This window comes from Caballeronia sp. KNU42 (genome assembly GCF_053760385.1).
Genome location: NZ_CM132390.1, coordinates 1,410,021 through 1,422,271, shown reverse-complemented (window position 1 = coordinate 1,422,271; position 12,251 = coordinate 1,410,021). Strand labels below are relative to the sequence as shown.

Below are 12,251 nucleotides of genomic sequence, written 5' to 3'. Positions count from 1 at the left end.
ATGGACCAGACGGAGGCCACTCATGAACCCGATGAACATCCTGCAGCCCGCGAGATACGACATGCAGAGCAACCCCATTCCCGACCCGCTCGCCGATCCGAATCGCGACCCCGAGGCGGACCCGCTGTCGCCGCCGTCGCCCGGGCATCGGCCGGAGGAACCGCAGCATCCCGACGCGCCACCGGACGGGCATCCAGTCTAAACAGACTTGTTATCAACTATCGTTACGGCCTGGTTTGCGTTTCGCTCCCCAGCGGCGGCGATCGCGGAAACCCCGCTGCCCTGGACAACGGGTTCCAGCGTGGGATCGAAGAAAATCTTCGCACCTCGTTGATAGTTGAAAATGAACAACACAATCGACGCAGTGCTCGCCAGCAACACGCAAAACACGAACACAGCGCGGTAACCCCATGTGGCTGCCACGAATCCCGACGCAACGCCCGCCAGCACGGAGCCGGTGCGCATGGTGTTGAAAAACAGCGTGGTCGCCCGTGCGAGCGCGCCCGGCATCAGTTCCTGAAAGTACGACATGCCCAGACATGACGTCACCGCGACCACAACGGCGTTCAGGATCTGTAGCGGCACGAGCACCCACAGGTTGGGCGCGAGCGCGATGCCCGCGAAATACACGATGTGCGACAGCGACGCAAACGCAATCATGTTCGCCTTGTTGATGCGCCGGGACGCGCCGCCGAGAAAGAGCATCATCGGGATCTCGGCGAACGCGCCGAGGCCCACCATCTGCGCGACGTGCGCAGTCGTGCCGTGCAACTGATCGACAATCAGCACCGGCAGCATGATGGTCGCGATCGCCGAGCCCATGCCGATCAGCGTAAAACTCACTAGCGCCGCATATACATGCGCGTTTTTGTCTTGCGGCGGGATTTCGCTGGTGGTTTTATCGGCGGCTTCCAGGGTGTCGTAGGTTTTCGGTTCGCGCATGCACAGCACGATGACACCAGCCACTGCAAACGCGCCCGCCGCCGATAAAAACAGTCCGTTGAACCCCGATACACCCAGCACGATTGCGCCCGCCGCCGGGCCGAACACCCACGCGCAGGACAGCGTGGTGCGCAAGGTCGCCATCGGCATTTCGGTATGTGCGATGCCTTCCGCGTGCAGCCTCGCTTTGCCAAATGTGAAAAGTTGCGGAAACACCGCCGCGCCAATGCTCAGGAAGACGCAGCCGAAGATCGTCAGCAAGATGTAGTTGCGCGTGACGCAAAGCAACGCATAACCCAGCGCCGATCCCGCGATGGACAGCAGCACGATGCGCTTTTTATCTCTCCGGCGATCGGCGATACGTCCGAGATACGTACTCACGATCACGCTGCTTACCGCGGTCAGCGTCATGAAGATGCCTAGCCGAACCGGCGTCATATGCGCCTCGGTCGCGCCGAACAGCGACGTGTACGGCACCGCGAATGAGGATGCGATGCCCGACAGGAACATTGCGAGTGAAATACCGGGATAACCGGGAAGACGGATTAGCGCTAGAAAAGTCTTGAAGACGGCGTTCATTGAAATTCACGTGGGCGGCCAGGGTCCGTCGCGTGACGCTCGTGGCGAGCGAGAAAAACGACGTTCAGCGGGCACTTAAACACGCGCTCACGTTTTTTTCAATGACGTTTTCTTTTGGTTGCAGACTAATGCGACCTATCCCAAATAACGAAATGGCCCCCTCGATGAACAACGTGATCGGCACAGTGGCTCTGCCTGTACGGATATCAAGCGCGATCGCGTTGTTGACGAAGCCGCCGTCGTTATTGAAAAACGTAATCACCTCGCTTATCACCCGGTAGTTTAGTGGCATAACAGCCCTTATAAGGTCTTCAAAGCTCCATAACAACCCATATGAGGACCCTTAATTCATTTAACACTGGAATCATCCTATATACTGCTATAATGGCCCACATGGAGTCCACTAAGCCACTTAAAAGCCCTGCTGGAGACCGTAAAACCGGGAAACCGCTTCCAATCCCGGTACAACGAACTCTGACCAAGCTCGGTGAAGACCTCAACCGCGCGCGCCGCCGCAGAGGGCTGACGCAGCAAGCGCTCGCCACGCGCATCGGCGCCGGACTCAATACCGTCAAGCGCATGGAGAACGGCGATCCGCACGTGCAGTTGCATTTCCTCGTGCGAGCGCTCCATTTTTTCGGTGAACTGCAGCGGCTCAATGACCTCCTCGACAGCGGCCAGGACGATATCGGCCTCGCATTGATGGACGAAAAACTCCCGCAGCGAGTGCGAGCCGCCAAGAAAACCACCAAAGCGTTCTAACGGCCCTGCCATGAAAACCCAACCCGCCAGGTCCGGCAAGCCCGGTATCAGTACGGCCCTGGAGGTTCACCTCGGAGCCGCGGGTACGCTTGCCGGCCATCTGAACTACGTCAGCCAGGGGCGGCGCGAAGTGTCGCAATTCGCCTATGACGAAAGCTGGTTGGTCAACCCGGACCGGTTTGACGTATCGCCCGACCTGCCCCTCGAGCCTGGCTACCAGCCGCGACGTGCGCCCAACCCCGTGGACTCGGTGTTTCACTTTGCACTGGCCGACACGGCCCCCGACGCATGGGGGCGTCGTGTCATCAACCGCATTCACGCCAAGGCGCGTAAGGACAATCCTCGCCTGCTGCCCCTGAACGAGCTCGACTATCTGTGTGCAGTGGACGACTTCAGCCGCATCGGCGCGCTTCGCCTTTGCAAGGAAGGGATCTATCTGAGGACAGTTGATGAAGGCCGCCGCACGACGCCGCCCATGATCGAACTCGAACGCATGTACAGGGCCACGCGCGCCGTCGAGACGACCAGGGAAACCGCCGAGGACCTGCGCTACCTGCAAGGCAAAGGCACCTCGCTCGGCGGGATGCGGCCCAAATGCACCGTGCTCGATGAAAACGGCAAGCTCGCCATCGGCAAGTTTCCAAGCGTCAATGACACCATCAACGTGACCCGGGCCGAAGTGCTGGCGCTCAAGCTCGCGCGCCAGGCCGGCATTACGACAGCCAACGCCCGCTGCGTCACCCTCAATCACACGCCGGTCGCCATCATCGAACGGTTTGACCGGGAGGACGGTGATCTGCGTATCCCTTATCTCTCGGCTGCGTCCATGCTGCAGGCGTCGCGGCAGGATGTCCACGCCTACACCGAGATAGTGGATGTCATGCAGCAAAAGTGCTCGCATCCGGACGACGACGCGCGAGAGTTATGGCGCCGCCTGATTTTCAACCTGCTCATCACCAACACCGACGACCATCTGCAGAATCTCGGTTTTCTATATGACGGCAACGGCCTGTGGCGCATTTCGCCAGCCTTCGACGTGAACCCGATGCCCGGCAAGGTACGAGAATCCAAGACCTGGCTCACTGAGGATGCGGGCCCTATCGAATCAGTCCAGATGCTTCTGGATACGTGCGCCTATTTTTCGCTCTCCGAGGCGCAGGCCAAGATGATCCTTGGGGAAGTCCTGGACGCGGTAATGGACTGGCGGCAAGTGGCCGTCACGCCGGACATTGGTCTTGGCGCCCAGGAACTGGATGACTTCGAGGATGCCTTTGAACACGCGCAGACCGACCAGGCCCGCAAGCTGTTGGGCCGCGTCATGCTGCGGCCTGAGCTCGCCGAGGATGCCGGGTAGCTTTTTTCCTTCGCAGGCGCATTCGTCCGACGTGCCGGCTACGTGCCGGCTATCACTCAGGTTTGTTTAGCTATTTCCGTCTACTCTTGTCATGACGGCTGTAGACGGACGCCATCATGAACGCTGAGATCGTTCAATCTTTGGATGGCTATTTCCCCTGTTTATACGGCCCGAAGCGCAAGGGTGGCCGCGTCGTTATCTTCCGCGACTCGCGCAACGCCTTGCATGAAATCCGTGGTCCGGGAGGACATCATGAAACAGCTCATGTCCGTGGTCATTGCCGCTTCGGGTCTGGTCCTGCCGGCCGTATCATTTGCCGCTCAAGCCAATGGTCCAAGAGCGCTGGACCGCGTGGTTCAACAAAACGAGCAATATGAACGGGACCATCTGCGGCAATCACCAGCCGCCAATGGCGAGCACAAGGCTGCAGATCAATCGATCGTCGAGCCCACATGCAATGGAGACGCTCGCTGATCCAGCGTCGCGACCAGACAATGCGTGCTTGTTTCTGACGACTCGTTGAGTACAGCGTGAGTCACTGCGCTGGCGGGGACCGAAATGAAGACGTCAAAGTTGGCGCCGTAAAACTGAACACCGCAGCGAACGCGTTTCTTCCCTGTGGTTGAAACGGCTTTTGCAAGCATCGCTGCGGCGTTTAATACTCAGCAGACAACTCTTTCGCAGACAAGCTTCACGCGAACAAGCGTCTGATTCTTTGCCAGAACGCGAACCGGTGCGTCGCCGGGACATCGACCGACAATTCCTCGTCAGGGTGGTAGTGAACTTCCTGAACCTGCCGAACCTGCGAGACCAACAGCCCGATGTACATGGTGTCTCTCCAAACGTTGGACTTTTGCGTTCACGGAAAGCCGGCAGCTCGGGGTTCGAACGCGCATTCGCGCGGCGACATGGGCTTGTCCGTTTCCGCTAATTAAGGGGGTTAACGTATAAAGATAGTGTCGTTCCCGGCATAACCCTCCTTATTTCCGCTTATCAGCCTTCGGTTTCGTCAGCCGCCGCCATCCGGTGGCCAACGATCTTGCTTACCGAAATAAGCATTCCAAACTATTGGTGCGTCTTTCGATACCCGGAAAACACAGGTCAATGTGCGGTGAAACGCCCCAAGTTCATATTAGGCCGATCCGACGCAGGGGGAAATACGCACCAGCAACCGTCGTCGTGTCGAAAGAAAAGCAGCGCGCGAGATCCTCGCGCCAGTGCGGTTTCCACACACACATACCGCCTTCCGCCAAAGCGCGTGCGGCTGAACTCGGTTACACGGACCGGTGTCGAGAGGCTGGGAGCCAGCCATTTGTCGACCTGCGTACGTAGCGAATACTCATGCGTGGATTTCATGTGCTGCTCCGGCAAATGACTCTTGCTCGACCTCGTTTCGCGCGGCTTTGATGATGCCCGCGGGCCGCCCTGTTTCTTCATCCGGGCTTTGATCTATCGTCCTGCTGAGCGCCGACGCCCTCAGTGCGCTACACCGCGCCGAATACCTGATATCCGCAAGTTGCGCAACAAGTTGCCTAGCCGTCCTGCGCTTCATGATTGACCTCCCGCACCGCAACCTGAACTTGATAAAACACTTTAACTGTATGCCTGGATCGCCCGTTTGGGAGGGGTGTAGGCAAAATCGCAACACTTTGTCGCAAAGGGGAAAACGCCGGCTGGATCGCCATTGTTTTGCAACGGCTGTTTAAAACAGCGGCGATTCGCCATGTTTGTTTATCGGCACAGGGGGATTCGGACTTGAGCGTCGGCGATCAATACCGCAAACGTTTTTTTCGGATCGGCGAGAACACCGTGCTGGAAACGGTCAGGCGCTATCGGCGAAGCCGCGCGATATTGCGCTCTGACGAAAGGGGCGGCGTCGTCAAAACACTCCTCCAACGCAAACGGCTCCCGCAGGATTGCTCGGGAGCCTTTACCCAGAACACGCGTGCCATCGAGCAACTGTTGTGGCTCGATCCATTCTTCAGGATCGACACGCGCGCAGGAATCGCGCGGTTATGTGAAGGGCAACGGCGTGACCAGCGCGGTTTTCGAGCCGTTGCCGTCGGTCTTGTCGTTTGAAGAGACGAGTCTTGTCCTCGCTCATAACTCGTTGGCATCGCCCAACATATCATCAAGCCAGGTTGCGTTGCTCGATCGCGACTGTCCGCTGACGCCGGATTTCCGGGCGGCAGAAACCTTACTGCACAGTTACCCAGGCTGATTTTTTGTTAATTTTTGGAGCGCACGATGACGCCACGCGTTGAAGCATTCCCGGACCCGGCGACCTCAACCATCACCTACGTGGTGTATGAAACGGCAGGTTCACCGTGCGCGATCATCGACGCGGTCCTCGACTATGAACCGCACTCCGGCCGCACCTCGACGCATTCTGCTGACCGCGTGATCCGCTTCGTGGACGAGCTGGACTTGCGGGTGGAGTGGCTGCTCGAGACGCACGCCCACGCCGATCACATCTCGGCCGCGGCGTATCTCCGGAAGCGACTGGGCGGCGCGATTGCAATCGGCGAACACATCCGGTCGGTGCACGCAGTGTTCGGGCGGCTCTTCAATCTCGAACCGGCAATGTCGTCAACGTCGGCCGCTCCTTTCGACCATTTGTTCGCCGATGGCGAAACATTTCAGGTCGGTGCGCTGAGCGGCCGTGTAATGCATGTTCCCGGTCACACGCCGGCCGATGTCGCCTACCTATTCGACGGCCTCGCGTTCATGGGCGACACCTTGTTCATGCCGGACGTGGGCACGGCGCGCTGCGATTTCCCCGGCGGCGACGCCAGCACGTTATACGAATCGATCGGGAGACTGCTTGGCCTGCCACCGCAGACGCGCCTCTTCGCGTGCCACGACTATCCACCCGATGGCCGTGAAACCCGCTGGGAAAGCACGGTCGCCGAGCAACGCGCAGCAAACATCCATGTCCGCGATGGCATCACCGTCAGCGACTTCGTCGCCATGCGCACTGCACGCGACGCAACGCTTGGTCCGCCGACGCTGATCATCCCCTCCATTCAACTGAACATCCGCGCAGGCGCTTTTCCGGCAGCCGAATCCAACGGCGTGAGTTATCTGAAGCTTCCGTTGAACACGTTTTAAAGCAGTCGGGGTATAGAAAATGAATTTCGCAGCAGAGGTACCTCGATGAGCACGCATGCAGCTTTTCCAGGCAATTCGGAGACCTTCGACGTGGTGGTCATTGGCGGCGGCGCTGCGGGTATTGGCGTGACAGCGAGCTTGCTGCGCCGGCGGCCCGATCTTCGCATCGCGGTCATCGAACCGGCTGACCAGCATTTCTATCAGCCCGCGTGGACGCTGGTCGGCGGCGGTGCTTTCAACATAGACAACACCATGCGGCCGATGTCGTCCGTGATGCCCGAACAAGCGCACTGGCTGAGAGGCAGTGCGACCTCCATCGAGCCCGAGCACCATCTCGTCCGTCTCGATGATGGACGTGTCATCGGTTATCGGCACCTGATCGTCTGCCCCGGCTTGCGGCTTGCGTGGGAAAAAATCGAAGGTCTGGAAGACACACTGGGCGAGAACGGCGTGACGTCGAATTATCGATTCGATCTTGCGCCGTACACGTGGAAACTGGTCAATGAGCTCAAGCGCGGCAAGGCGCTCTTTACGCAGCCAGCCATGCCGATCAAGTGCGCCGGCGCGCCGCAAAAAGCGCTGTACCTGTCCTGCGATCACTGGTTGAGGCAAGGCGTGCTCGATCATATCGGCGTCGAATTCAATCTTGCTGGCGATGTGCTTTTTGGGGTCGCTGCGTTCGTGCCATCGTTGATGAAATATGTCGAGCGTTATCACGCTTCGCTTGCGTTCGGATCGAACCTGGTGAGCGTGGACGGTGCTCGCCGCATTGCTTCATTCAGCATCAGGGACAATGCCGGCAGCGTAGTTTGTATCGACAAGCCATTCGACATGCTGCATGTCGTCCCGCCTCAGCTTCCCCCTGACGTGATCAGCAACAGCGTGCTCGCCGACAAAGCCGGCTGGTGCGAAGTCGATCACGCCACGCTCGTGCATCCGCGTTATCCGGACATCTTTGCACTCGGCGACGCCTGCTCAGCGCCCAATGCAAAAACGGCTGCAGCGGTTCGCAAGCAGATTGTCGTGGTGGCGGAAAACTTGCTGGCTGCGCGTGAGAGCCTGCCTCTACCCGCGCGCTACGACGGCTACGGCGCATGTCCGCTGACGGTTGAGAAAGGCAAGGTCGTACTGGCGGAATTTGGTTATGGCGGCAAGCTGCTGCCGAGTTTCCCGCTCGACCCGACCGTGCCGCGCGCCCTCGCCTGGCATCTGAAGACGGTGGTTTTTCCGTGGCTTTACTGGAACGGCATGCTGAAGGGCCGGGAATGGCTCGCCAACGGCTCGCCGGACCGCTGAAACCTCAAGCATGAGCGTACCCACTTTCGCTTACGACGAAACATGTCCGGTTGCGCCATGAGGCTGTGCAACCGCATACGCATACCCATACGCAGCCATATGCGTCGCACACACTTATCATCTGATGAATGACGCACCACTCGCATATCTAAAACGACCTCCTTGTTTCCCTTAGTACGGGTTATCCCACCCCTACATTCGGCCAGCGCTTTGCCGTAAAGAAGTCACGCATAGCGTTTGGCAACGCCCGACGCCGCACATTCAATCAGACGGTTCAACATTAGGCGATGGCGCAGACATGAAGAAGATGACATTGAATCAGAAGCTCGGATCGATGATCGCCGTGCTATGGCTCGGACTGATCGCGATCGGTTTTATAGGGGCGTGGCAAAGCCGATCATCGACCATGGACGATCGCCGTGAACAATTGAAGGCGCTGATTGCGGAAGGTACCAGCGCCACGGCGCATTTCCAGAGTCTCGCCGCGAACAAGACAATCTCCGAAGACGAAGCGAAAAAACGCGCGCTTGAAGTGCTTTCTTCGATTCGTTATGGCACGGATGGCTACATCTCGGTCAACGACACGCAGTCCACGATGATCATGCATCCGATCAAGCCGGCGATGAACGGACACAACTTCGCGAACTTCACCGACCCGGCGGGCAACAAGCTCTTCGTCAATATTGTCAACGCCGCCCGCTCGACGCCCGAAGGCGGTTTCGTCAACTATTTGTGGTCAAAGCCTGGCAGCGACACACCCGTGCCGAAGATGAGTTTCGCGAAGCACTTCGTACCGTGGGACTGGGTCATCGTGACGGGCATGTACACGGACGACATCGACGCCGCGTTCTACGCGAGTGCGATGCGCTGGTTCGCGATCACCACCGTGCTCGGCGTGCTCGCTTCGCTTGTCATGCTGCTTGTGTTGCGCAGCATCAAGCGTGAACTCGGCGGCGATCCGTCAAATGCCGTGAGCGCGGCGCAGCGCATTGCGCGCGGTGACCTGACCACACGCGTACCCCTTGCCGACGGCGATTCACATAGTCTGATGTTCGCGTTGAGCGAGATGCAAAGCGGTCTGGTCGAAACGGTCACGCGGGTGCGCACCGGGACCGAGAACATCAACGTGGGGGCATCGGAGATTGCAGCGGGAAATACCGACCTGTCGCAACGCACCGAGCAGCAGGCCGCCGCATTGGTACAGACCGCGTCGAGCATGGACGAGATGACGGCGAACGTGAAGCAGAACGCCGACAGCGCGACGCAAGCCGCCAAGCTCGCCGGAGAAGCCGCCGATGTAGCCCAGCGCGGCAGCGGCGTGGTCGAGAAGGTCATTCACACCATGACGCGTATTACGGAAAGCTCGAAGCAGATTGGCGACATCATCGGCGTGATTGACGGCATCGCGTTCCAGACCAACATCCTGGCGCTGAACGCGGCCGTGGAAGCAGCGCGCGCCGGCGAACAAGGCCGCGGGTTTGCAGTGGTGGCGGCGGAAGTTCGCAGCCTCGCACAACGCTCCGCGACTGCAGCGAAGGAGATCAAGGCGCTGATCGGGACATCGACGGAGACGGTGAAGGAAGGCGCGTCGCTGGTGTCGAACGCCGGCGCGACGATGGGTGAAATCGTGAGTTCCGTGCGCCGCGTGAACGAGATCCTCGATGAAATCAGCCACGCTTCGAATGAGCAGAGCGCGGGTATTGAACAGGTGAACCGTGCAGTGGGCGAAATGGATCAGGTAACGCAGCAGAACGCGGCGCTGGTGGAAGAAGCTGCAGCGGCGGCACATTCGCTGAAGGATCAGGTCGATGTGCTGCGAGAAGCGATCGGGAGCTTTTCGCTGCCGGCTTGATAGGGTGTAGTTAGTTTTACGATGCAACAATGAACGAAAGGGCCATTCGCATGGCCCTTTCGTCTTGAATCGGCAGACACCATGTTGCCGAAGGTGCTACCGGTCAACTTTGCAACGGATGATCGAGGAAAAAGCGCATCATGACCGCGCTCGCGTCCGGGCCCGTTGAATCGGTGTACGAACCATTTGCGCTACCCCCGGCCCAGGCGTGCGGAGCGCCATGGATGCGCCACAACTCGGCATCAACGCCGTCCGCTGATTTCAGCCGCTCCACCGTGCTCTTGCGCTTGCCCGCTTCTCCTCGCGAAGTCTCGTCGAAGACGACGGCCTGAGCGCCGAAACCGCGCAACAACTCAGCCGCGTTTGATGGATGCACGGTTGCGTCGGCATCGCCATGAAAAACAATCAGCGGTCGTTTCGGTGCCGCCGCGCGACGAGCGCCGGGTGACTTTCCACCTCGCATGGCCGCCAGCGCCGATTGCAAATCATGGGCCGCCCCCACTGCCAGCCCTGAATGGACGCATGCAGCGGCATAGAGATCCGGATACGCCTGGATCATGATGGCGGCCATCGCCCCGCCCGCCGACAATCCGGCCACATATACGCGCGCCGGGTCAACTGCGTGCTTCGATATCACTTCTCGCGTAATGCCTGCGATCAAAGCCGGCTCGCCGCTGTCACGTCGCTGATCGGCGGGCTTGAACCAGTTCCAGCACTTCGATGGGTTCGCCCCCTGCGGCTGAACCGGATACGCCACGATGCATCCTTCCCGCTCCGCCAGCGCGTTCATTTGCGTGCCCGCGGCGAAGTCGTCGGCGTCCTGCGTGCAGCCATGCAGCATCACCACCAGCGGCAGCGGCCGGCCGTTGTGCTGCTTCGGCACGTAGAGCTTGTAGCTCCGATGACCGGCGGCATTGGTGAACGTATGAGTCGTGAAGGCGCCCGGATACGTGACAGCCGGGGCATCCGGATTCGTTTGAGGCGTGGCTTGAGCGTGCGCCCCAAGCGCACGCTGCAGCGCCGCCGTTGCTTCCTTCGGACCGCGTGAGCGCAGCAGCTTCATTGCATCCTGCATCGAATGCAGAAATCCTTCGTTGATTTTCATTATCTTTCCCTTTGTCTTTTGCTAATTCCATCTGCAAGCATGCCTAAGCAATCCGTCCGGCTAGCGCTGCCTTTACCGCAGGCGAGGCATGAAAAGCGCCGAGCACGACGATCGATGCGATCGTGTCCAGCGCGAGTTCGGCGGACACGTCGGCAGCAATGCTCGCGAGTCCCAGCACCTGAATGTCGAACTGTTCACCCGCCGCGCGCGCCGCTTCAAGATCGGCCCTGGAAAAGTGCTGCATACCCAATACCAGCGCGCGGCGCGTCACCGTTTCGCTCACGACCTGAGAGTGTGTCGCGAGTTGATTCCGGATAGCCGTGCGGATCAGGTCCGTGCGGTTGGAGTAAAAACCCTCTTCCACCAGCAGGTCGATCTGCCCCAAGTCCACAGGACCCAGGTTGATCGTGATCTTCTCCGTCTCACCGCCCTTCGGCCTGAGTACCTCAACTTTTTGCATCATTCAAACCATCCCTTTACCATCCAATGAGATGGTTATAGGCTGGTTTTTGCGATACGTCAAGGTTTTTGCCGATTTCAGTGCAGTTTGCAGAAGCTGGGAATCGGGACGAGGCGCCTCAGCGAGCCGCCGGTACGCGGACCGCGGAACGAAGGCGGCGACTGGAAGTTCGTGGAAGATCCGCAACCAGCTGTGGATGGTGGCGACGGATTGGCGACCGTGGGGGTATCGGCGGAAGACGTGGATGTGTTGCAAGCCATGGCCGCGCGCAGTGCAAGACATCCATACATTCGAGCGACAGCGGCAAACAAATGCCCTGCTTCGAATCCTGGCATTAGGCCAAAAAGAGATTGCTGAGGGTAAGTTTTCATCTGCCGCTGACGTCTTTGCCGAGTTGGATCGCCTTGATGAAGAGGATAGCGAATGAATCTCATCATCCTCGACTCGGCAAAAAGAGACCTGGATAATCTGCGGGGTTACGTCACCAGACACAAGCCGAAGGGAACTTGGAGCGAGGTCAAGGCACAGCTGAAAAACAAAATTTTTCAGATTGAAGATATCCCCTTGTCTGGCTCGCGTACTCCGGAACTACTTGGCTATCCAGATCGATACAGGCAAGTCTTAACCAATCAGCAACGCATCATTTATGAAATTGCGGGCAACCAGATATTTATCCATGTGGTCTGCGGACAAGCCCAGGATCTGGAAGAGCTCCTGAACCAGAGATTACTCAGCGTCTGCCGCTAAGCGAAACATACGCGGCCGCTATCAGGAAACCGGAAGGCCCGTC

16 protein-coding genes and 1 pseudogene are annotated in these 12,251 nt (G+C 59.0%); 11 read left to right on the top strand and 6 right to left on the bottom strand.

What is annotated here, in order from left to right:
• Positions 1 to 22: 22 nt before the first annotated feature.
• The gene (locus ACSOSP_RS37625; protein WP_035568448.1) at positions 23 to 202 is read left to right on the top strand and encodes a hypothetical protein; all 180 of its coding nucleotides are present in this window, start codon (positions 23 to 25) and stop codon (positions 200 to 202) included.
• Here the strand turns inward: ACSOSP_RS37625 and ACSOSP_RS37620 are convergent.
• Both ACSOSP_RS37620 and ACSOSP_RS37615 read right to left on the bottom strand, forming a co-directional pair.
• Complete coding sequence (locus ACSOSP_RS37620; RefSeq protein WP_455314090.1) at positions 199 to 1,521, bottom strand: sugar efflux transporter; 1,323 nt, start codon at positions 1,519 to 1,521, stop codon at positions 199 to 201. The two genes, ACSOSP_RS37625 and ACSOSP_RS37620, sit on opposite strands and share 4 nt — an antisense overlap.
• 64 nt (positions 1,522 to 1,585) lie before the next feature.
• Complete coding sequence (locus ACSOSP_RS37615; protein ID WP_455314089.1) at positions 1,586 to 1,813, bottom strand: hypothetical protein; 228 nt, start codon at positions 1,811 to 1,813, stop codon at positions 1,586 to 1,588.
• Positions 1,814 to 1,905: 92 nt separating this feature from the next.
• Here ACSOSP_RS37615 and ACSOSP_RS37610 point away from each other — a divergent pair, with 92 nt between their 5' ends.
• The 3 genes from ACSOSP_RS37610 to ACSOSP_RS37600 all read left to right on the top strand — a co-directional run bounded on the left by ACSOSP_RS37610 (position 1,906) and on the right by ACSOSP_RS37600 (position 4,111).
• Positions 1,906 to 2,283, top strand: coding sequence for a helix-turn-helix domain-containing protein (locus tag ACSOSP_RS37610; protein WP_455314088.1), 378 nt, complete (start codon positions 1,906 to 1,908; stop codon positions 2,281 to 2,283).
• A gap of 10 nt (positions 2,284 to 2,293) precedes the next feature.
• Positions 2,294 to 3,637, top strand: coding sequence for a type II toxin-antitoxin system HipA family toxin (locus ACSOSP_RS37605; RefSeq protein WP_455314087.1), 1,344 nt, complete (start codon positions 2,294 to 2,296; stop codon positions 3,635 to 3,637).
• Between the two features lie 225 nt (positions 3,638 to 3,862).
• Entirely contained in the window at positions 3,863 to 4,111 is a 249-nt protein-coding gene (locus ACSOSP_RS37600; protein WP_455314086.1) for a hypothetical protein, read from the top strand.
• A 217-nt stretch (positions 4,112 to 4,328) separates the two neighbouring features.
• Here the strand turns inward: ACSOSP_RS37600 and ACSOSP_RS37595 are convergent, their stop codons facing one another.
• Both ACSOSP_RS37595 and ACSOSP_RS37590 read right to left on the bottom strand, forming a co-directional pair.
• The gene (locus ACSOSP_RS37595) at positions 4,329 to 4,466 is read right to left on the bottom strand and encodes a hypothetical protein (RefSeq protein ID WP_455314085.1); all 138 of its coding nucleotides are present in this window, start codon (positions 4,464 to 4,466) and stop codon (positions 4,329 to 4,331) included.
• 272 nt (positions 4,467 to 4,738) lie between these two features.
• Positions 4,739 to 4,993, bottom strand: a complete 255-nt coding sequence (locus tag ACSOSP_RS37590; protein ID WP_455314084.1) for a hypothetical protein — start codon at positions 4,991 to 4,993, stop codon at positions 4,739 to 4,741.
• Between the two features lie 399 nt (positions 4,994 to 5,392).
• On the opposite strand from ACSOSP_RS37590, the gene ACSOSP_RS37585 reads away from it, so the two are divergent.
• The 4 genes from ACSOSP_RS37585 (at position 5,393) to ACSOSP_RS37570 (ending at position 9,896) form a co-directional block, all read left to right on the top strand.
• Positions 5,393 to 5,716 carry a hypothetical protein gene (locus ACSOSP_RS37585; protein ID WP_455314083.1) on the top strand — a complete coding sequence of 108 codons (324 nt, stop codon included), beginning with the start codon at positions 5,393 to 5,395 and terminating at the stop codon, positions 5,714 to 5,716.
• A gap of 168 nt (positions 5,717 to 5,884) precedes the next feature.
• Complete coding sequence (locus tag ACSOSP_RS37580; RefSeq protein ID WP_455314082.1) at positions 5,885 to 6,748, top strand: MBL fold metallo-hydrolase; 864 nt, start codon at positions 5,885 to 5,887, stop codon at positions 6,746 to 6,748.
• A 45-nt stretch (positions 6,749 to 6,793) separates the two neighbouring features.
• Positions 6,794 to 8,044, top strand: a complete 1,251-nt coding sequence (locus ACSOSP_RS37575; protein ID WP_455314081.1) for an NAD(P)/FAD-dependent oxidoreductase — start codon at positions 6,794 to 6,796, stop codon at positions 8,042 to 8,044.
• A gap of 307 nt (positions 8,045 to 8,351) precedes the next feature.
• Positions 8,352 to 9,896, top strand: a complete 1,545-nt coding sequence (locus tag ACSOSP_RS37570; RefSeq protein ID WP_455315360.1) for a methyl-accepting chemotaxis protein — start codon at positions 8,352 to 8,354, stop codon at positions 9,894 to 9,896.
• A 103-nt stretch (positions 9,897 to 9,999) separates the two neighbouring features.
• Here ACSOSP_RS37570 and ACSOSP_RS37565 read toward each other — a convergent pair whose 3' ends face one another.
• Both ACSOSP_RS37565 and ACSOSP_RS37560 read right to left on the bottom strand, forming a co-directional pair.
• Complete coding sequence (locus ACSOSP_RS37565) at positions 10,000 to 11,001, bottom strand: extracellular catalytic domain type 1 short-chain-length polyhydroxyalkanoate depolymerase (protein ID WP_455314080.1); 1,002 nt, start codon at positions 10,999 to 11,001, stop codon at positions 10,000 to 10,002.
• Between the two features lie 43 nt (positions 11,002 to 11,044).
• The gene (locus tag ACSOSP_RS37560) at positions 11,045 to 11,461 is read right to left on the bottom strand and encodes a CopG family transcriptional regulator (RefSeq protein WP_455315359.1); all 417 of its coding nucleotides are present in this window, start codon (positions 11,459 to 11,461) and stop codon (positions 11,045 to 11,047) included.
• A 135-nt stretch (positions 11,462 to 11,596) separates the two neighbouring features.
• Between ACSOSP_RS37560 and ACSOSP_RS37555 the strand changes: the two are divergent.
• The 3 genes and pseudogenes from ACSOSP_RS37555 to ACSOSP_RS37545 all read left to right on the top strand — a co-directional run.
• Positions 11,597 to 11,737 (top strand): annotated as a pseudogene (locus tag ACSOSP_RS37555) (manganese catalase family protein); the annotation flags it as partial.
• Positions 11,733 to 11,888, top strand: coding sequence for a hypothetical protein (locus ACSOSP_RS37550; protein ID WP_455315436.1), 156 nt, complete (start codon positions 11,733 to 11,735; stop codon positions 11,886 to 11,888). The pseudogene ACSOSP_RS37555 and the gene ACSOSP_RS37550, both read left to right, overlap by 5 nt.
• Complete coding sequence (locus tag ACSOSP_RS37545) at positions 11,885 to 12,208, top strand: type II toxin-antitoxin system RelE/ParE family toxin (RefSeq protein WP_455314079.1); 324 nt, start codon at positions 11,885 to 11,887, stop codon at positions 12,206 to 12,208. The genes ACSOSP_RS37550 and ACSOSP_RS37545 overlap by 4 nt, the downstream gene beginning before the upstream one ends.
• The last annotated feature ends 43 nt before the right edge of the window (positions 12,209 to 12,251 follow it).

What these genes read in the sequence shown, in the direction of transcription:
- ACSOSP_RS37625 (WP_035568448.1), top strand. Translation starts at nt 23, where the DNA reads ATGAACCCGATGAACATCCTGCAGCCCGCGAGATACGACATGCAGAGC.
- ACSOSP_RS37620 (WP_455314090.1), bottom strand. Translation starts at nt 1,521, where the DNA reads ATGAACGCCGTCTTCAAGACTTTTCTAGCGCTAATCCGTCTTCCCGGT.
- ACSOSP_RS37615 (WP_455314089.1), bottom strand. Translation starts at nt 1,813, where the DNA reads ATGCCACTAAACTACCGGGTGATAAGCGAGGTGATTACGTTTTTCAAT.
- ACSOSP_RS37610 (WP_455314088.1), top strand. Translation starts at nt 1,906, where the DNA reads ATGGCCCACATGGAGTCCACTAAGCCACTTAAAAGCCCTGCTGGAGAC.
- ACSOSP_RS37605 (WP_455314087.1), top strand. Translation starts at nt 2,294, where the DNA reads ATGAAAACCCAACCCGCCAGGTCCGGCAAGCCCGGTATCAGTACGGCC.
- ACSOSP_RS37600 (WP_455314086.1), top strand. Translation starts at nt 3,863, where the DNA reads ATGAAATCCGTGGTCCGGGAGGACATCATGAAACAGCTCATGTCCGTG.
- ACSOSP_RS37595 (WP_455314085.1), bottom strand. Translation starts at nt 4,466, where the DNA reads ATGTACATCGGGCTGTTGGTCTCGCAGGTTCGGCAGGTTCAGGAAGTT.
- ACSOSP_RS37590 (WP_455314084.1), bottom strand. Translation starts at nt 4,993, where the DNA reads ATGAAATCCACGCATGAGTATTCGCTACGTACGCAGGTCGACAAATGG.
- ACSOSP_RS37580 (WP_455314082.1), top strand. Translation starts at nt 5,885, where the DNA reads ATGACGCCACGCGTTGAAGCATTCCCGGACCCGGCGACCTCAACCATC.
- ACSOSP_RS37575 (WP_455314081.1), top strand. Translation starts at nt 6,794, where the DNA reads ATGAGCACGCATGCAGCTTTTCCAGGCAATTCGGAGACCTTCGACGTG.
- ACSOSP_RS37570 (WP_455315360.1), top strand. Translation starts at nt 8,352, where the DNA reads ATGACATTGAATCAGAAGCTCGGATCGATGATCGCCGTGCTATGGCTC.
- ACSOSP_RS37565 (WP_455314080.1), bottom strand. Translation starts at nt 11,001, where the DNA reads ATGAAAATCAACGAAGGATTTCTGCATTCGATGCAGGATGCAATGAAG.
- ACSOSP_RS37560 (WP_455315359.1), bottom strand. Translation starts at nt 11,461, where the DNA reads ATGCAAAAAGTTGAGGTACTCAGGCCGAAGGGCGGTGAGACGGAGAAG.
- ACSOSP_RS37545 (WP_455314079.1), top strand. Translation starts at nt 11,885, where the DNA reads ATGAATCTCATCATCCTCGACTCGGCAAAAAGAGACCTGGATAATCTG.